The 17,635-nt window shown below is 70.0% G+C and carries 17 protein-coding genes; 13 read left to right on the top strand and 4 right to left on the bottom strand.

Going from position 1 to position 17,635, the window contains the following annotated elements; translation table 11 throughout:
* Window positions 1-92: 92 nt before the first annotated feature.
* The 12 genes from I2501_RS22800 (at window position 93) to I2501_RS22745 (ending at window position 11,413) form a co-directional block, all read left to right on the top strand.
* Window positions 93-1,292 carry a serine hydrolase domain-containing protein gene (locus I2501_RS22800; protein ID WP_196196001.1) on the top strand — a complete coding sequence of 400 codons (1,200 nt, stop codon included), beginning with the start codon at window positions 93-95 and terminating at the stop codon, window positions 1,290-1,292.
* A 385-nt stretch (window positions 1,293-1,677) separates the two neighbouring features.
* Entirely contained in the window at window positions 1,678-2,274 is a 597-nt protein-coding gene (locus I2501_RS22795) for a nucleotidyltransferase domain-containing protein (RefSeq protein ID WP_196196000.1), read from the top strand.
* The gene (locus tag I2501_RS22790) at window positions 2,271-2,738 is read left to right on the top strand and encodes a HEPN domain-containing protein (protein ID WP_196195999.1); all 468 of its coding nucleotides are present in this window, start codon (window positions 2,271-2,273) and stop codon (window positions 2,736-2,738) included. The genes I2501_RS22795 and I2501_RS22790 overlap by 4 nt, the downstream gene beginning before the upstream one ends.
* Window positions 2,739-3,029: 291 nt before the next feature.
* On the top strand, window positions 3,030-3,917 hold the full coding sequence (locus tag I2501_RS22785) for an LLM class flavin-dependent oxidoreductase (protein WP_196195998.1): 888 nt from the start codon (window positions 3,030-3,032) through the stop codon (window positions 3,915-3,917).
* 319 nt (window positions 3,918-4,236) lie between these two features.
* Entirely contained in the window at window positions 4,237-5,016 is a 780-nt protein-coding gene (locus I2501_RS22780) for a hypothetical protein (protein ID WP_196195997.1), read from the top strand.
* Between the two features lie 38 nt (window positions 5,017-5,054).
* Complete coding sequence (locus I2501_RS22775) at window positions 5,055-5,888, top strand: hypothetical protein (RefSeq protein ID WP_196195996.1); 834 nt, start codon at window positions 5,055-5,057, stop codon at window positions 5,886-5,888.
* A complete protein-coding gene (locus I2501_RS22770) occupies window positions 5,885-6,730 on the top strand; it encodes a hypothetical protein (protein WP_196195995.1) in 846 nt (281 codons plus the stop codon). Before I2501_RS22775 ends, I2501_RS22770 begins: the two co-directional genes overlap by 4 nt.
* Window positions 6,727-7,740 (top strand): hypothetical protein, encoded by a 1,014-nt coding sequence (locus I2501_RS22765; RefSeq protein WP_196195994.1) that lies wholly within the window; start codon window positions 6,727-6,729, stop codon window positions 7,738-7,740. The genes I2501_RS22770 and I2501_RS22765 overlap by 4 nt, the downstream gene beginning before the upstream one ends.
* 142 nt (window positions 7,741-7,882) lie before the next feature.
* A complete protein-coding gene (locus I2501_RS22760; RefSeq protein WP_196195993.1) occupies window positions 7,883-8,836 on the top strand; it encodes an ABC transporter ATP-binding protein in 954 nt (317 codons plus the stop codon).
* Window positions 8,829-9,743 carry an ABC transporter permease gene (locus I2501_RS22755; protein ID WP_196195992.1) on the top strand — a complete coding sequence of 305 codons (915 nt, stop codon included), beginning with the start codon at window positions 8,829-8,831 and terminating at the stop codon, window positions 9,741-9,743. Before I2501_RS22760 ends, I2501_RS22755 begins: the two co-directional genes overlap by 8 nt.
* Window positions 9,744-9,755: 12 nt before the next feature.
* Window positions 9,756-10,676, top strand: a complete 921-nt coding sequence (locus tag I2501_RS22750; protein ID WP_196195991.1) for an ABC transporter ATP-binding protein — start codon at window positions 9,756-9,758, stop codon at window positions 10,674-10,676.
* Window positions 10,677-10,693: 17 nt separating this feature from the next.
* Complete coding sequence (locus I2501_RS22745; RefSeq protein ID WP_196196048.1) at window positions 10,694-11,413, top strand: ABC transporter permease subunit; 720 nt, start codon at window positions 10,694-10,696, stop codon at window positions 11,411-11,413.
* Window positions 11,414-11,607: 194 nt separating this feature from the next.
* Here the strand turns inward: I2501_RS22745 and I2501_RS22740 are convergent, their stop codons facing one another.
* The 3 genes from I2501_RS22740 to serS all read right to left on the bottom strand — a co-directional run bounded on the left by I2501_RS22740 (window position 11,608) and on the right by serS (window position 15,226).
* Entirely contained in the window at window positions 11,608-12,861 is a 1,254-nt protein-coding gene (locus tag I2501_RS22740) for a CynX/NimT family MFS transporter (protein WP_196195990.1), read from the bottom strand.
* A gap of 225 nt (window positions 12,862-13,086) precedes the next feature.
* Window positions 13,087-13,905, bottom strand: a complete 819-nt coding sequence (locus I2501_RS22735; protein WP_196195989.1) for an HAD family hydrolase — start codon at window positions 13,903-13,905, stop codon at window positions 13,087-13,089.
* A gap of 43 nt (window positions 13,906-13,948) precedes the next feature.
* Window positions 13,949-15,226 (bottom strand): serine--tRNA ligase, encoded by a 1,278-nt coding sequence (gene serS, locus I2501_RS22730; RefSeq protein WP_196195988.1) that lies wholly within the window; start codon window positions 15,224-15,226, stop codon window positions 13,949-13,951.
* A 215-nt stretch (window positions 15,227-15,441) separates the two neighbouring features.
* On the opposite strand from serS, the gene I2501_RS22725 reads away from it, so the two are divergent.
* Window positions 15,442-16,227: a polysaccharide deacetylase family protein gene (locus I2501_RS22725; RefSeq protein ID WP_196195987.1), complete on the top strand. Its 786-nt coding sequence runs from the start codon at window positions 15,442-15,444 to the stop codon at window positions 16,225-16,227.
* 324 nt (window positions 16,228-16,551) lie between these two features.
* On the opposite strand, the gene pheA is transcribed toward I2501_RS22725, so the two are convergent.
* Window positions 16,552-17,484: a prephenate dehydratase gene (gene pheA / locus I2501_RS22720; RefSeq protein ID WP_196195986.1), complete on the bottom strand. Its 933-nt coding sequence runs from the start codon at window positions 17,482-17,484 to the stop codon at window positions 16,552-16,554.
* Between the last annotated feature and the right edge of the window lie 151 nt (window positions 17,485-17,635).

Below are 17,635 nucleotides of genomic sequence, written 5' to 3'. Positions count from 1 at the left end.
GTTGGGCATGCGGCTGATTGCCGGATCGGCGAAGACCGGTCTACCGTTTTTCCCAGAACGCGAAGCAAAACCACACATCAGGGGGAACCACCATGAAGAACACGGTCCGCGCCGCCGTCACGGCCGTCGTCGCCGGAGCCATGCTCGCGACCGCTCCCGCGGCCTTCGCCCAGGGGACGTCGGACACCTCGCACGCCGGAGTCCAGTCCGTGCTCGCACGCGCCGTCACCGAGGGCGGTCTGCCCGGTGCGACGGCCCAGATCCAGGACGGTGACTCGACCTGGTTCGGTCAGGCGGGCAGCGCGGACCTGGCCACCGGCCGCATGTTCCAGCCGCAGGACCGGTTCCGGATCGGCAGCACCACCAAGACCTTCATCGCCACCCTCGTCCTCCAGTTGGAGGCCGAGCACAAGCTCAGCCTGAACGACACGGTCGAGCACTGGCTGCCGGGTCTGGTGGACGGCAACGGCTACGACGGCTCCGCGATCACGCTCCGCGAGCTGCTGAACATGACGAGCGGCATCGCCAACTACGCCGACTCGCCGCTGCTGTATGACGAGTTCGTCGGGCCGGCGTTCCTGACGAACCGTTTCGACAGCTTCACCCCGCAGCAACTCGTCGGGATCGCCCTCGCGGCGAAGCCGAGCTTCGCCCCCGGGGCCGGCTGGGAGTACTCCGACACCAACTACGTGCTGGCCGGGCTGATCGTGGAGAAGGCCACCGGGCACACCCTGGCCCAGGAGCTCGCCGAGCGCATCACCGAGCCGCTGCACCTGAAGAGCACCTACGAGCCGACGGGCGACGACACGGGCATCCACGGCCCGCACGGCCGCTTCTACTCCAAGCTGATGGAGCAGGACCCCAGCGCCCCGTTCTACGACGTGACGGACCTCAACCCCTCCTGGGGCTTCGGCGCGGGAGACATGATCTCCACTGACGGCGACCTGATCACCTTCTTCCGCGCCCTGCTTCAGGGGCGGCTGCTGCCGCCCACCCAGCAGCGCGAGATGTTCACCATGCTGTACCCGGGGGACAAGAAGTGGATCCCGGCCGCCGACTACGGCCTGGGTGTCGCCTCGGTGAAGCTTTCCTGCGGCACGGTGTGGGGCATGGGCGGCGCGATCGACGGCTCGTGGTCCTACACCTTCGGGACCCGCGACGGCCGCCACCTCCTCTCGACCGAGGTCAACGGCGACTGGGCGAACGGCTCCTTCGCCACCCCGGTCGGCGTCTTCACCGCCGAGCTCGAATCGGAGTTCTGCGCGCCCGCGCCGACAGCAACCGCGCACTGACCGCCACGGACAGCCTCTTCCTGCGCGCCGCCCGGGAAGTGCTGGGCCTTGACCGGGAAGCCTCCAGAGCCCTCTGGCGATGGCTCACCGGGCAGACCACCGACGCCGAGCTCCGGGCGGCTCTCGCTGCTCGGCCGGGTTGAAGCGCACACCACCCTTATGGGTGACGCCACGCCGGTCGGCGGTAGCAGCAGATCGCCGAGCACTGCGATCGGGCCGTGGCCTTACGGCGGGACGCCGACCGCGGCGGCCTGCGCGACGGAGCGGCTGCGGCTCGGGACGCTCGTGAGCTCAGCCAAGCCTCGTTCACTCATCTGAGTGTGATCTGCGGCGGAATCCCGCCTCCCGGGGATATATGCATTACGCGCACGATATTCTGCGGCCAATGAAGATTTCTGCGCCGTCGCTGCTCCCGCTCTTCCGGTCCCGGTTGCAGGGGGACCTGCTGGCGCTCGTTCTTCTGCACCCGGACCATCGATGGACGCTCACCGCCCTCGCCCAGGAGCTCGGAGTTTCCCACACCGCTGTTCTACGAGAAGCGGACCGGCTGGTTGGTGCGGAGATCCTCTCCGAGGAGCGGGTCGGTCGGACCCGAGTCGTTTCCGCTCGGACTGACACCGTCCTGTATCGACCGCTGTGCGACCTGCTGTTGGTGACGTATGGGCCGATGCCTCGCCTGAGTGCCCTGCTGTCCGACCTGGGTGGTGTTCAGGAGGCGTACATCTACGGATCGTGGGCAGCGCGCTACCAGGGAGAGCCTGGTCCGATCCCGGCCGACATCGATGTGCTGGTGATCGGACGACCCGATCCGGACGAACTCTTCGACCTTGCCGAGCGCGCGTCCCGGGAACTGCACCGGGAGGTCAATGCCCATCGGGTCACTCCGGAGGTTTGGGCGTCGCCGAGTGACGAACCGTTCCTCGTCTCGGTCCGCGAGCGACCCCTGGTTCGCCTGTCCCTGCACGAGGAGAAGGACCAATGAACCGTTGGAACCAGGGTCGGACCGTAGTGGATGAGCTGATCCAGCGACGGGACATTGAGAGGGTCCCGGCGTCGGCGGAGCACGCCGAGGCGGAACTGGCGCAGGCGCGCCAGCACTTGGCCTCCGCAGGGCTGGTCCTCGATCTTGACCCGGTTGGTGCGTACAGCCTTGCGTATGACGCCGCACGCAAGGCGCTCGCGGCCATCCTGATGAACCAGGGGCTCCGTGCCACGAGCAGAGGAGGCCATGTCGCGGTCTACGAGACCGTCAGAGCCCAGTTGGACCCGCCACTCGGGAACGTCCTGCGCCCGTTCAGTCGCATGCGCGCCAGGCGGAACGAGAGCGAGTACCGGTCAGCGGAAGCGCCGCCGGTGACCCCCGATGAGGTCAGGGACGATCTGCTGAAGGCACAGGCGATCATCGAGCTGGCGGAGAAGACGATCCCTCACATGAGCCGGTACTGACCAGATGCGGGGCGAGTCGGCACCAGGCGTTCGGCGTGCTGGAACCGGCCCAGCTGTGACGTCCTGCCTTGTCATCTCGATCACCGAGCCGGTCGCGCCAGTGGCTCTCGTTCTCTGCGCAACTACGCCGAGGGTCGCTGGCTTCGCTTGGTGGACGGGTGGGAAGCCGTCCGAGACCGCCTGTCCCGTCGTGGCTGGCCCGGTCCTTCGCGGGCGACAACTGGGCCCGGCCTCCACGATGGGCAACGGCGGCACGCCCCTGCGGCCGCAGCCTCCCGTAAGGTCGGGGACATGCGTCTGAGCACGGTGATCCTCCCCATCCACCGGTGGAGCGAGGGACAGAAGATCTGGCGTCGGGCCGAGGAACTCGGATTCCACGCCGCGTACACCTACGACCACCTGTCGTGGCGGTCGTTCCGTGACGAGCCCTGGTTCGGGGCCGTTCCGACGCTGACCGCGGCGGCCTGCGCGACGGAGCGGCTGCGGCTCGGGACGCTCGTGACCTCGCCCAACTTCCGGCATCCGGTGACGTTGGCCAAGGAGCTGATGTCGGTCGACGACATCTCCGGTGGCCGGCTCACCGTCGGCATCGGGGTCGGTGGCGCCGGGTTCGACGCCACCGCGTTCGGCCAGGAGGAGTGGACGCCGAAGGAGCGGGCGGACCGGTTCGACGAGTTCCTGCCGCTGCTGGACAAGCTGCTGACGCAGGACGCGACCACCGACGAGGGCCGCTTCTACTCCGCGGTCGAGGCGCGCAACATCCCCGGCTGCGTCCAGCGGCCGCGCGTGCCGTTCTACGTCGCCGCGACCGGGCCGCGCGGGCTCAAGCTGGCCGCGAAGTACGGCCAGGGCTGGGTCACCTACGGGGACCCGCGTGGGCCCGGCGACGTGCCGGTGGAGCAGGCGCCGGCCGTGATCGAGGCACAGCTCGGCAAGCTCCGCGCCGCGTGCGAGGCGCAGGGGCGCGACTTCGGCAGCATCGACAAGATGCTGCTCCAGGGTTCGACGGCGGAGCGGCCGCTCGCCTCCGTCGACGCGTTCGTCGACTGGGCGGGCACCTACCGCGACCTTGGCATCGACGAGGTCGTCGTGCACTGGCCGGTGCCGGACTCGATCTTCGAGAACGACCTCGCGGTCTTCGAGCGCATCGCCACCGACGGTCTGGCGCAGCTCGGCTGATCGCAGCCCCTCGTACGCGGGCCCCGCTTTTCGGCGGGGCCCGCGTTTTTGTTCTCCCAACGTCAAAGAAGGGACTGCTGCGGATAATTGGGACGTATCCGGGAGAGCAGCTGCACGGCCGGTATCGATCGCATAAAGAAGTTGGGCAGCTCCTGTGCGGCGCGGCATACTCGCAGCTCGCAAGGGTCGTGGCGCCAGCCTCCGTGACGTGACGGGAGGTGCGCCGCTCCGACCCGACTGCCCCGTATCGCATCGTTGGGGAATTTCCTTGGGACCTGAAAGCCAGCCGTCCGGATATCCGACGGTTCCACCTGCTCCGGTGCCGACCGGGTCGTCCGGGAAGAAGACCTCGCGACGCGGCGCGTACATCGCGCTGGGTGTCGCGGGCTGGTTGGTGCTCGCCGCTGGTACGGCGGGTGCGGTCGTCGCTGCCGGAGGCAGCGGTAGCGGTAGCGGTGGGACTACGGCCGCCGCGGCGAGTCCCAGCCCGGTCGCCTCCGCCGACGCCAAGGCGACCCCGTCGCCCAAGGCCGCCCCCACCACGGCCGCTCCGGCCTCCCCGACGCCGACCCCCGGCCCGACGGTCAAGGGCTCCGTCAGCGGCAGCGTCCACAGCGGCGACCTGCGCTACTTCCTGCTGCCCGTCCCCGACGGCGCGCAGGTCTACAACGACGTGAACGGCGCGAGCGAGAGCTGCGGCGACATCGCCAAGGTGATGAGCGACCCCTCCACCAGCCGTTCCGTCCTCGACCAGCTCGGCTGCCAGGGCGGCGCCACGCGCAGCTTCCTGACCAACGACGGGGTCTGGACCGTCAAGGTCGAGCTCATCCACTTCGACGGTCCGGGGCACGCCTCCGACTGGGTCAGCGGGCTGTCCTTCAGCCAGGGCGACTCCTTCAGCGTCTCCGGGATCTCGGATGCCAAGGGCCAGTCGTTCGCGCCGAGCAGCAGCACCGGCGGCAACGGTCAGGTCATCGGCGTCTCGCATGTCGGCGACGTGGAGTACGAGATCGACATCACCGGCTCGGGCACGCCCAGCCGATCCCTTCTGACGCAGTTGATGCAGCGTCAGGAGCAGCGCCTGAGCACGGGCCAGTGAGTCAGTCACCGACGACGACGCATCGACCAGGAGAAGAAGTGAGCACTCCCGTGCCCGGGCCGTCGGCCGTCGACCCCGACGACGTCCCTGCCGTCCCTGCCAGTACCCCCAGTGAGGTCACCGGCGCGGCCGAACCGCCGAAGCCGCCCAAGCAGCGCCGTCGTTGGACGCGCGGGCAGCTCGCCGCGCTGATCACGGGCGCGCTGGTGCTGGGCATCGCCGGAGGCGGCGGCATCGGCTACGCGATCCAGGCGGGTCGTCCCGCGACGCCGCTGCCGCCGCTGGTCGGCGCCGCACCCCAGTACCCCGCCGCGCGCGGCGCCGCGCCCGCCCTTTCCGCGAGCGAGGACGACGCGGTGCGGACCGACGGCGACCTGACCGCCCTGCTGGTTCCGCCGCCTTCCGGCAGCAAGCCGTGGGACGTCCCGGACACTCCGGACGGCTGGCTGTCCCTCAGCTCCTACGCGATCAACTACACGAACCCTGGAAGCGAGTTCCGCTACCTGATCACCAACGGCTTCCGCCGCGCGGCGGAGGTGCAGTGGGTCCAGAACGGCGACCAGAACGTCAGCGTCCGGCTGATGCAGTTCCAGAAGAGCGACGAGGCCCAGCTCAAGACCGCCATGGAAGGCCAGTTGAGCTACTCCACGACCGACACCGGGGTGAGCGCCGCGATCGTGCCCGGCACGTCCGACAGCGGCGTGTATGCCGGGACGAAGTCCCACAGCGACGGGAACGGCGGCAGCTACTACCAGGGCGTGGGCTACGCCATCCACGGCGACATCATGGTCGAGATCTTCGCGGACAGCCCGAACTCCGTCCCGCAGTCGGTGGTCATGTCCATCATGCAGAGCCAGTTGGAGCGCCTGTGAGCACCGAGGCATTCCCCCCGCCCGCCGAGACGGCCGCGTCCGCGGGGCCCGTCGTGCCCGCCGTGCCCGGCGAGCCCGGCCCGGCCGGCGCGGTCGGCGCGACCGACGGGCAGCCGCGCCGCCGTGGGCGGCTGGTGGCGCTGGCCGCCGCGTTCGTGCTGTCCGCGGTCGCGGTCGGCGGCGGCACAGGCGCGCTGATCCTGGCGACCAGGTCGTCGTCCACCACGTCCTCGGCGGCGGCGTCCTCCGCCGCCTCCCCCGCCGCGCCGACCTACGGCGTCCGCGCGGACGGCAGCCACTTCGGCACGCTCGACCAGCTGTTGCTGCCGGTGCCGACCTCCGACCAGCCGGGGCCCGACGACCGGACCTTCGGCAACGACACCGTGCTGACGCCGTCCCAGTACGCGTCTGCGTTCACCGCCGAGTACCGGTTCCTGAGCGCGGGCAACCGCAGCACCCTCGGCTCGGAGCTCGGCCTGTCCGGCCTCCAGGGCTACGCGCTGCGCAGCTACGCGGACCCGGACGACGGGCTGTCCGCCGAGATCACCCTGATCCAGGAGAAGCCGGGCAGCAGCGCCGCGTCCACGGCGCTGACCACCCTGCGCGGCGCCACCGCCGGTGACGGCGGCGGCCCGAGCGTGTCCGGCTTCCCGCACGCGCACTGCTATCTGCCGCCCGACCCGTACGGCTCCTCGTTCGGCGTGCTGCGCTGCGACGATGCCGAGGGCGACCTGCTGATCACCATGCAGGTCGAGGGCGTGGCCCCGCTGGCCCAGGCGGCGGCAGCGGACCTCTTCCGCCAGCAACTGTCCCGACTCGCGACCCCGGCGGCCCAGGTATGACGACGACCGATCCCGACGAGCTCCACCAGCCCGAGACCGAGCCCGAGACCGAGCCCCAGCCCGAGGCAGAGGTGGCGGACGCAAAGGCACCGGCGGAGCCCGACGTTGCGCAGACGGAGCAGCCTGCCGACGCGCCGACGGCTCCGCACCCGCAGCCGCCCGCGCCGACCCCGCCGCCCGCGCTCCACCCCGGCGTCGCCGCGCCGCTGCCGCTGCCGCAACCGCTGCCGCAGCCGCTGCCCGCCACTGCATGGGCGCTGCCCGCCGAGCTCGCGCCCAAGCCGCGCAAGGAGCGGCCGTGGCTGCGGACCCTGGCGCGGTGGAGCAGTGCGACCGCCGTGCTGCTGGTGGCCGGTGCGGTGACCGCCGCGCTGGTGACGGTGCCGGCGCGGACCGACCTCCCGGGACTGCGGACCCCCGCCGACGGTCGCTGGACCTTCCCGGCGCTGAGCCTGCCGGAGCTGCCCTCGGGAGCCCCGGCCCCGGCCGGGAACGGCCACGTCCACAGCGTCGACCTGCGTGAACTGCTGGTGCCCGCACCGGACGGCGCGAGCCCGGACGCCACCCTCCCCGGCCGGAACGGCTGGTACCCGACCGCGTCGTTCCTGAAGCTGTACACCACCAGCGCCTCGCTGCTCGGCGCGTTCGACGACGCGGGCCTGCGGCACATCGCGGCGACCGGCTGGTCCATGCCCGACGGCACGCACACGCAGATCTACCTGCAGCAGTTCCGCTCCAACAGCACCGCGAGCAACGTCGACTCGGCCGAGGCCGACGGGGTGTACCTGACCTCGGCCGCGGACGCGCAGGACGCCACCGGGGTGGACCTCGGGTCGATCACCGCGACCGTGCGCTCGCTCGACGCGGGCGGCGGGCACGGTGCCGTGATCTACGCCTACCTCACCGTGGGCGACACGGAGGCGCTGATCGAGATGACCAACCCCCGGCAGATCCCCACGGTCGACTTTCGCCAGGTCGTGGAGCTGCAGAACCAGTTGCTCTCCGCCTGAGCGGTCCCGCGGTGCCACGGAACGGGGTCGTCCCCTAGGGGACGACCCCCGCCGCGTACATCCCAGGGCTAAGGGCAGGACCAGGGAAAAGTCAGCCGTCGACCTGATGTGACGGGGCCGACATTCTGACTAGCCTCATCCTGTGTCTGTCATCACTACGGACAACCTCACCAAGAGGTTCCCCCGGGTCACTGCTCTGGACCACCTCACCGTCGAGGTGCAGTCCGGAGTGGTCGGGCTGGTCGGAGCGAACGGCGCGGGTAAGTCCACACTCATCAAGATCCTGCTGGGCCTCTCCCCGGCCACCGAGGGCACCGCGCGCGTGCTCGGGCTGGACGTCGCCACGGAGGGCGGCGCCATCCGCGAGCGCGTCGGCTACATGCCGGAGCACGACTGCCTCCCCCCTGACGTCACCGCGACCGAGTTCGTCGTCCACATGGCCCGGATGTCCGGCCTACCGGCCACGGCGGCGCGTGAGCGCACCGCCGACATCCTGCGCCACGTCGGGCTGTACGAGGAGCGCTACCGCCCGATCGGCACCTACTCGACGGGCATGAAGCAGCGCGTCAAGCTGGCCCAGGCGCTGGTCCACGACCCGCAGTTGGTGCTGCTCGACGAGCCGACCAACGGCCTCGACCCGGTCGGCCGCGACGACATGCTCGGGCTGATCCGCCGCGTGCACAGCGAGTTCGGCATCTCGGTGCTGGTCACCTCGCACCTGCTCGGCGAGCTGGAGCGCACCTGCGACCACGTCGTCGTCATCGACGGCGGCAAGCTGCTGCGCAGCTCCTCGACCGCCGACATGACGGCCTACACGGCCATGCTCGCCGTCGAGGTGACGGAGCGTCAGGGCGAGCCGGAGTTCGACGCGGACGCCGCGCTGCTGGCGCGGCTCGCCGAGGCGGGCCTGACCGCCACGGTCGACGGCGGCCACGTCGTGCTGGTCGAGCTGACCGGCGACGAGGTCTACGACGTGATCCGCGATGCCGTCGCGGACCTGGGCGTCGGCCTGGTCCGGCTGGAGCAGCGCCGCCACCACATCTCCGAGGTCTTCGCCGTGAACCCCGCCGTCGAGGAGGAGGTGGCCCATGTCTGACACCCTCAACCACGCCCCGAACGGCGCCCCCGAGGGCGCGCGCGCCGACGTCATCCACGACATCGGCTACCGCCACTACGAGGGCCCGCGCCTCGGCCCCGGCTACGCCACCCGCTCGCTCTACACCTCCAGCCTGCGCGGCGCGTTCGGCCTGGGGCGGTCCGGCAAGTCGAAGATCCTGCCGATGGCCATGTGCGTGATCATGGCGCTGCCCGCGGTGATCATGGTCGCGGTCTCGGTCTACCTCAAGTCCGGCAAGCTGCCGATCGAGTACACCTACTACCTCACGATCATGCAGTTCGTGATCGCCGTCTTCACCGCCGCACAGGCGCCGGTCCTCTTCTCCAGAGACCTGCGCTTCATGACGGTGCCGCTCTACTTCTCCCGCCCGCTGCGCTCCTCCGACTACGTGCGGGCCAAGTTCGCGGCGATGGCCTCGGCGGTCTTCATCCTGACCATGCTGCCGATGCTGATCATGTGGATCGGCTCGCTGCTGGGCTCGATGGCGTTCACCTACAACCTGGAGCACTTCAGCTACGGCGTGCTGGCCGCCGCGTTCTACGCCCTGGTCTACGCCGGCATCGGCTCGCTGCTCGCCTCGCTGACACCGCGTCGCGGCTTCGGCGTCGCGGCGATCATCGCCACCTTCATGGTCTCCCAGGGCCTGGCCCAGGCGATCTTCGGCGTGATGCGCTTCAAGGGCCATGTGACGTCCGGCCACTGGGTGGCGATGCTCAACCCGGGCATGCTGATCGACTCCACGGTCCAGTGGATCTTCAACGTGCCCAACGACCGCCCGAACATCGGCGTGCCGAGCACGCTGGGCGGCGTGGTCTTCCTGGTGTGGATCGGCGTCCTCGTCGTCGGCACCTTCGCCCTGCTGGTCCGTCGCTACCGGAAGATCTGAGGAGGCAGAACCATGACCACCATCAGCATCGACCGGGCGTCCCGCTGGTTCGGCAACGTCGTCGCGGTCAACGACGTCACCATGACGATCGAGCCGGGCGTCACCGGCCTGCTCGGGCCGAACGGCGCGGGCAAGTCCACGCTGATCCACATGATGAGCGGCTTCCTGCCGCCGTCCTCGGGCAGCGTCGTCCTCGACGGCAAGCCGATCTGGAAGAACCAGGAGGCCTACCGGCAGATCGGCCTGGTGCCCGAGCGCGAGGCCATGTACGACTTCCTCACCGGCTGGGAGTTCGTGCTGGCCAACGCCGAGCTCCACGGCCTGCCCTCTCCGGGCGAGGCGGCCAAGCGCGCGCTGGCCACCGTCGAGATGGAGTACGCGCAGGACCGCCAGGTCTCCACGTACAGCAAGGGCATGAAGCAGCGCGTCAAGATGGCCTCGGCCCTGGTCCACGACCCGGCCGTGCTGCTCCTCGACGAGCCCTTCAACGGCATGGACCCGCGCCAGCGGATGCACCTGATGGAACTGCTGCGCCGCTTCGGCAGCGAGGGCCGCACGGTCCTCTTCTCCTCCCACATCCTGGAGGAGGTCGAGCAGTTGGCCCGCCACATCGAGGTCGTCGTGGCCGGTCGCCACGCCGCCTCGGGTGACTTCCGCAAGATCCGCCGCCTGATGACGGACCGTCCGCACCGCTACACCGTCCGCTCCAGCGACGACCGCGCCCTCGCGGCGGCGCTGATCGCGGACGGCTCGACGGCCGGCATCGAACTGGACTGGAAGGAGCGGGCGCTGCAGATCCAGGCGATCGACTTCTACCGGTTCACCGAGCTGGTCCCGCGCGTCGCCAAGGAGGCAGGCATCCGCCTGCTGACCGTCTCCCCGGCCGACGAGTCGTTGGAGAGCGTCTTCTCCTACCTCGTCGCCGCCAAGTAACGGAAGGCCGAGACCTCATCATGAACGTCACAGTCGCCCGGCTGACCGTCCGCGGCCTGCTCGGCCGCCGCCGGGGCCTGCTGCTGTTGGGTCTGCCCCTGCTGCTGATCGTCCTCTCGGTCGTCATCCGCGCGGTCGCAGGCCAGGACGAGAGCACCGCGTCCAACATCCTGGGCACGCTCGCCCTCGGCACGATGGTCCCGCTTGTCGGCCTGGTCGCCGGAACCGGCGCCATCGGCCCGGAGATCGACGACGGCTCGATCATCTACCTGTTGGCGAAGCCGCAGCCGCGGTGGAAGATCATCATCTCCAAGTTGGTCGTCGCCATCGGCTGCTCGGTGGTGTTCGCGGCGCTGCCCACGTACATCGCGGGGCTGATCCTCTTCGGCACGTACCAGAGCCTGACGCTGGGCTTCACGATCGCGGCGCTGATCGCGGGCATCGCCTACAGCGCGATCTTCCTGCTCCTCGGCGTGGTCTCCCGCCACGCCGTGGTCTGGGGCCTGATGTACGCGCTGCTGTGGGAGACGATCGTCGGCCAGTACGTCCCGGGCGCGCGGACGCTGAGCGTGCACCAGTGGGCGCTGAGCATCGCGGAGAAGATCGCGGACCCGGGCGTCATCACGTCCTCGGTCCAGCTCTCGACAGCGGTCCCGCTGCTGCTTGTCGCAACGCTGGGCGGCGCGGCGTTCGCCGCGGCGCGGCTCAGTCGGCTGACGCTGGCGGGCGAGGAGTAGAACCTTTTCTCGCGAGGGGGAGTTGCAACTTCCTGAGGGGCGCGGGGCTCTGCTGATATGCGGCTCCGCCGCGTGGGCGCGACAAGCCACCCAATGTGGTGAGTCGCCGAACGAGCAGGGCCATCCGCACAGGGTGGTTGCTCGCGCAGTTCCCCGCGCCCCTGACGTGCTGCAACTTCCCTCTCTGCAAAGAGTTACGCAGAGAGAACGAGCTTGCGTCCCGCGCCGAGTCCCGCAGTGACGCCCACCGCGCACGCGGCCAGCAGGACCGCGAGGGGCAGTGTCCACCCGCCGGTGGCCTGGTGGAGCGCACCGAAGCCCACCGGGCCGCTCGCGGCGATGAAGTAGCCCACCAGCTGCGACATCCCGGACAGCTGCGCGGCAACCTGCGCGCTCCCGCTGCGCAGCACGATCATCGCCATGGCGAGCCCGAAGCCGCCGCCCTGGGCGACGCCGATCAGCGTCGCCCAGACCCACGCGCCCGCCGTCGGGGCGACCAGGAGGCCCGCCACGCCGGTCGCCATCGAGCCGACCATCAGGACCACCAGCATCCGCTGGTTGTTGGTGCGTCCGGCCGCCAGCGGGATCAGGAACGCGGCGGGGATCTGCACCAGCGAGCTGACCGCGAAGACGATCCCGGCCGTGCCGCGGTCCATGCCCTGCGTGGTCAGGACCGTTGGGAGCCAGGCGATCAGGGTGTAGGAGAGCAGCGACTGGATGCCCATGAAGACGGCCAACTGCCAGGCCAACGGGTGCTTCCACAACCCGGGGACCTTCCCCGCGGACGGCGCGGACGCAGCCGCGCCCGCCCCCACCCCCCGCGTCTTCGACGCGGACAGCTGCGGGAGCCACGCCGCGAAGGCGATGACCGCGAGGACGGACCAGGACGCCATCGAGCCCTGCCAGCCGCCGAAGGCGTGCTCGAAGGGGACGCTCAGCGCCGCGGCCAGCGTCGCGCCGAAGATCATCGACGTGGTGTAGACGCCGGTCATCGCCGCCGCGCGGTCCGGAAAGTCGCGCTTGACGAGGCCCGGCATGGTGACGTTGAGCAGGGCGATCGCCGCGCCCAGCACCATGCTGCCCGCGAAGAGCGCCCAGGCGCCCGGCGCGATCCGCAGCAGCACGCCGGCGACGAGCACCACCAGTGCCAGGCCGACCACCCGCTCCGCGCCGAAGCGGCGGACCAGGCGGGCGGCGACGGGCGCGATCGCGCCCATCATCAGCACCGGGATGGTGGTCAGCAGCCCGCCCGCCGTCGAGGACAGGTGGTAGCTGCTGCTGATGTCACCGAGCAGCGGCGAGACCGCCGAGACGGCGGCGCGCATGTTGAGGGAGACCAGCAGGATGCCGGCGAGCGCGGTCGCGGGGTGCGCGAGGACGCGCGTCAGCCGCGAGGCAGAAGGGGCAGGGGCATACGAAACGGGCGTCTCAAGGACGGAGCGGGACATGCGTCACTCTCAAGCGAAGAAAGAAAGTGTGGGCGGGAGAAAGGAGTCGAACGGCGCTCGGAAGCGCGCGACGTCAGCTCTCCGGTCGCTTGATGTTCGCGTCGATGAGCTCGGCCAGCAGACCGCGGCAGGCTGCGTGCAGCTCCACTCCGCGCATCGTCCGCTTGCCCTTTCGCTCAGACATGTCCGGCTTAAATCGGACCTAACCGGCGTCTATGGTAACAACTAATCGAGCTCGAACATGCCCTCGATGGCGACGGCGACGCCGTCCTCCTCGTTGCTGAGGGTGGTCTCGTCCGCGACGGCCTTCAGGTCGGCGTGCGCGTTGGCCATCGCCACCGCATGCCCGACCCAGCGGAACATCGGGATGTCGTTGGGCATGTCGCCGAACGCCACCGTCCGGTCCTTCTTCGTCCCCAGGCGCGCGGAGGCGAGCGCCAGCCCGGTCGCCTTGGAGAGGCCGAGCGGCAGCAGCTCGACAAAGCCCCGTCCGGACACCACGACGGTGACCAGCGCACCCGCGACCTCCTGGGTCGCCGCCGCCAACTCGTCGTCACCGAGCGCCGGGTGCTGTATCAGCACCCGGCTCAGCGGCTTGGCCCACAGCGCGGCGGGGTCGTCGACCGGGTCGGACAGCTCCGTCCCGGACGAGGGCATGTCGTAGTCGCGGGAGAAGAGCACCTCGCCGTCGAGGCCGTCCTGGACGACGGCCACGGCGAGCGGGCCGACCTCCGCCTCCGCCTTGGCGAGGGCGAGGGCGGCCACCTGCCGGTCCAGGGTCACGGACGTCACCAGCCGGTGCTCGCCCGCGTCGTAGAGCTGGCCGCCCTGACTGCAGACGGCCAGCCCGGTGTAGCCGATGGCGTCCAGCGTCGGCTTGGTCCACATCGCCGAGCGGCCGGTGACCACGATGTGCTGCGCCCCGGTGGCCTTCGCGGCCTCCAAGGTGCGCTGCGTGCGCGGCGAGACGGTGTGGTCGTCGCGCAGCAGCGTCCCGTCCAGGTCGGTCGCGATCAGGTCGAACGGCCGTGGGGCGGAGCTCACGTGGTCTGACTTTCTCTCAGGTGGTGCGGGCGGGCGGACCGGACTACTTGCCGACCGGCTCCAGCACCTCGCGTCCGCCCAGGTACGGGCGGAGCGCCTCCGGCACGACGACGGAGCCGTCGGCCAGCTGGTGCGTCTCCAGGAGCGCCACGATGGTGCGCGGCACCGCGCACAGCGTGCCGTTCAGCGTGGCCAGCGGGCGGTTGCCCTCCTCGCCGCGCATCCGGATGCCGAGGCGACGGGCCTGGAACTCACCGCAGTTGGAGGTCGAGGTCAGCTCGCGGTACTTGCCCTGGGTGGGGATCCACGCCTCGATGTCGTACTTGCGCATCGCCGACGCGCCCAGGTCGCCCGAGGCCACGTCGATGACGCGGTAGGCGAGGCCGAGCTTGTCCAGGAAGTCCCGCTCCCACTGCAGCAGGCGCTTGTGCTCCGCCTCCGCGTCCTCCGGCGCGACGTAGGAGAACATCTCCACCTTGTCGAACTGGTGGACGCGGATGATGCCGCGGGTGTCCTTGCCGTAGGTGCCCGCCTCGCGGCGGAAGCAGGGCGAGAACCCGGCGTAGCGCAGCGGAAGCTGGTCCGCGTCGAGGATCTCGTCCATGTGGTAGCCGGCGAGCGGGACCTCGGAGGTGCCGACCAGGTAGAAGTCGTCCTTCTCCAGGTGGAACACGTTCTCCGCGGCCTGGCCGAGGAAGCCGGTGCCCTCCATCGCGCGCGGCTTGACCAGCGCGGGCGTGATCATCGGGATGAACCCGGCCTCGGTGGCCTGCGCGATCGCCATGTTGACCAGGGCGAGCTCCAGCAGCGCGCCGACGCCGGTCAGGTAGTAGAAGCGCGAGCCGGAGACCTTGGCGGCCCGCTCGGTGTCGATCGCGCCGAGGATCTTGCCCAACTCGACGTGGTCGCGCGGCTCGAAGCCCTCCGCGGCGAAGTCGCGCGGAGTGCCGACCTCCTCGAGGGTGACGAAGTCCTCCTCGCCGCCGATGGGCGCGTCCGGGTCGAGCAGGTTGGCCAACCCGCCCAGCAGCCGCTGCACCTCGGCCTCGGCCTCGGTCTGCGCCGTGTTGGCGGCCTTGACCTCGGCGGCGATTTCCTTGGTGCGCTCCAGCAGCGCGGCCTTCTCGTCGCCCTTGGCCTGCGCGACCTGCTTGCCCATCTGACGCTGCTCGTTGCGCAGCTCGTCGTAACGGGAACTGGACGATCGCTGCCGCTCGTCGGCGGCGAGCAGGGCGTCGACGAGCTCGACGTCCTCTCCTCGGGCGCGCTGGGAGGCGCGCACACGGTCCGGGTCTACGCGAAGCAGGCGAAGGTCAATCACGCTACGAGGGTACCGGTCCGCGAGCCGTGACCCCGCGCATTAAGGGGCCTCCGCGCCTCGTTCGGCCCTCGGCTCCACCGGCAAAACGTCCACTGCCGAGCATTTTGTGTCACATCTTCGTCCCGAGGATTTCCCAAGGCTGTCAGATCCGTAAGAACCGGCTGTACGGGCTGCGAAAGTGAACGGGCAGGCAGGGACCAGAAGGTGGGGACAGTATGAAGAAGAGCATGGTGGCGGTCGCGGGTTCGGTCCTGGCGGCGGTGCTGGCACTCAGCGGATGCGGCGGGAGCAGCGGCACGAACCAGAACGCGAACGGCGGCTCTTCTTCCGCTTCGCCCAACCCGAAGAGCACCTCGGGCGACACCATTCCGAACGGCGGGACGAAGTCGGCCGACAAGACCCTTGAGTACTACATCGCCCACCCCGGTGGGGAGAAGACGGTGGCGCTCACCTTCGACGACGGGCCGAGCGGGGTGTGGACGCCGAAGATCCTCGCGGTTCTGGCGAAGTACGGGGTCCACGCGACGTTCTGTGAAATAGGCCCGAACGCCACCGCCAATCCCTCGGCGACGCGCGCGGTCATCGCTGCGGGCGACCGGCTCTGCGACCACTCGGTCCACCACAACGAGGCCATGTCCAGCCGTGGCACCGCCTACGAGACCAGTGAAATAGTCGACGCCAAGCGCATGATCGAGCAGGCCGGCGGCCCGGGGACCCAGGTCTCCTGGTTCCGGGCCCCCGGTGGGGATTTCACTCCGGAGATCCGGCAGATATCCGCGGACAACGGATTGCGTCCCTTGGCGTGGAGCGTCGACACCAATGACTGGCAGCGGCCGGGTGTCGCCACCATCGTCTCGACCGTGAAGAAGGAACTCCGGCCGGGGTCGATCATTCTGATGCACGACGGCGGCGGGGACCGGAGCGAGACCGTGGCGGCGCTGAACCAGATCGTGCCGTGGCTGCAGCAGCAGGGATACACGATCGACTTCCCGGACATGTGATCCGGAGAGTCCACAGATCCACGGCTGTGGATATCCCCATGTGCAGATAGTTATCCACAGGGGTGCGGAGGTCCCTGTGGATTGCCAACAATCACGCCTCTGAGCTCGTCAAACCTCGGGTTTGCGGCAGGAGGCGTGATTTTTTGGGTCCCGGAAGCGGACTTTGGGGAAACAGAGCAGCTGAATCCCTATATGTCCGTCTTGTCTTGTCTGCACGATTTGCGGGACTAATGCATGAATGGACCGGTCCTCTGGTCCATGCACACCGATCCCCAGCCTGTGGAAAACTCGCTCCCCTGTGGATAACCCGCAGGGGCCTGTGTACTACTGCTCTCCGCGCCCGTCCAGGCAGCGCGACAGCCAGTCCGCGGCACCGGTGAACTCGGCGTCCGAGGTGCCGGGGCGGACCGTCGCCGGAACCGCGTCCGCCCGCGGATACGAGCCGAGGAAGCGCACCTGCGGGCAGATCCGGTGCAGGCCCATCAGCGCCTCGGAGACCCGGCGGTCGGTGATGTGCCCCTCCGCGTCCACCGCGAAGCAGTACTTGCCGAGGCCCTCCCCGGTCGGGCGGGACTCGATCCGCATCAGGTTGACGCCGCGCACCGCGAACTCCTGGAGCAGTTCCAGCAGCGCGCCGGGGTGGTCGTCCTCCAGCCAGAAGACCGCCGAGGTCTTGTCCGCACCCGTCGGCGCGGAGGGCCGGCCCGGTCGGCCGACCAGCACGAAGCGGGTGGTCGCGTTGGCGGCGTCGTGGATCTCGGCCGCCAGCGGCTCCAGGTGGTACAGCGGCCCGGCGAACTCGCCCGCGAACGCGCCGTCGTAGCGGCCCTCCTGGACCAGGCGGGCGCCGTCGGCGTTGGACGCCGCCGACTCCCAGTCCGCGTTCGGCAGATGCTGCGCGAGCCAGTGCCGGACCTGCGGCTGCGCGGCCGGGTGGCCGGTGACCGTCTTCACGTCGGCCAGCGTGGTGCCGGGGCGGACCAGCAGGGCGAACGCGATCGGCAGCAGCACCTCGCGGTAGATCATCAACGGCTCGCCCTGGGCCAGCTCGTCCATGGTCTGCCGGATGCCGCCCTCGACGGAGTTCTCGATCGGCACCAGCGCGGCCGAGGCCTCGCCGGTGCGCACCGCGTCCAGCGCGGCCGGGACGGACACGGACGGCACCAGCTCGCGCGTCGCCGCCTCCGGAAGGGTCCGCAGCGCCGCCTCGGTAAAGGTGCCCTCGGGACCGAGGTAGGTGTATCGGTTCGGGGACACGGTGACCTCCAAAGGTGCACGCCTGGTTGCTCGCTGCACGGACGTAACGTTAACGACTCCGCGCCGCCGGGGACTCGTGGTCTTGCGGGCTGGACGCGGGCCAAGGTGGGGACGCGGGCCACGGTAAAGCGACCCCGGGTCTCTCCAGGGT

The sequence above is a fragment of the Streptacidiphilus fuscans genome, from assembly GCF_015690355.1.
GTDB lineage: Bacteria > Actinomycetota > Actinomycetes > Streptomycetales > Streptomycetaceae > Streptacidiphilus > Streptacidiphilus fuscans.
This window is presented reverse-complemented; position numbering and strand designations above follow the sequence as displayed.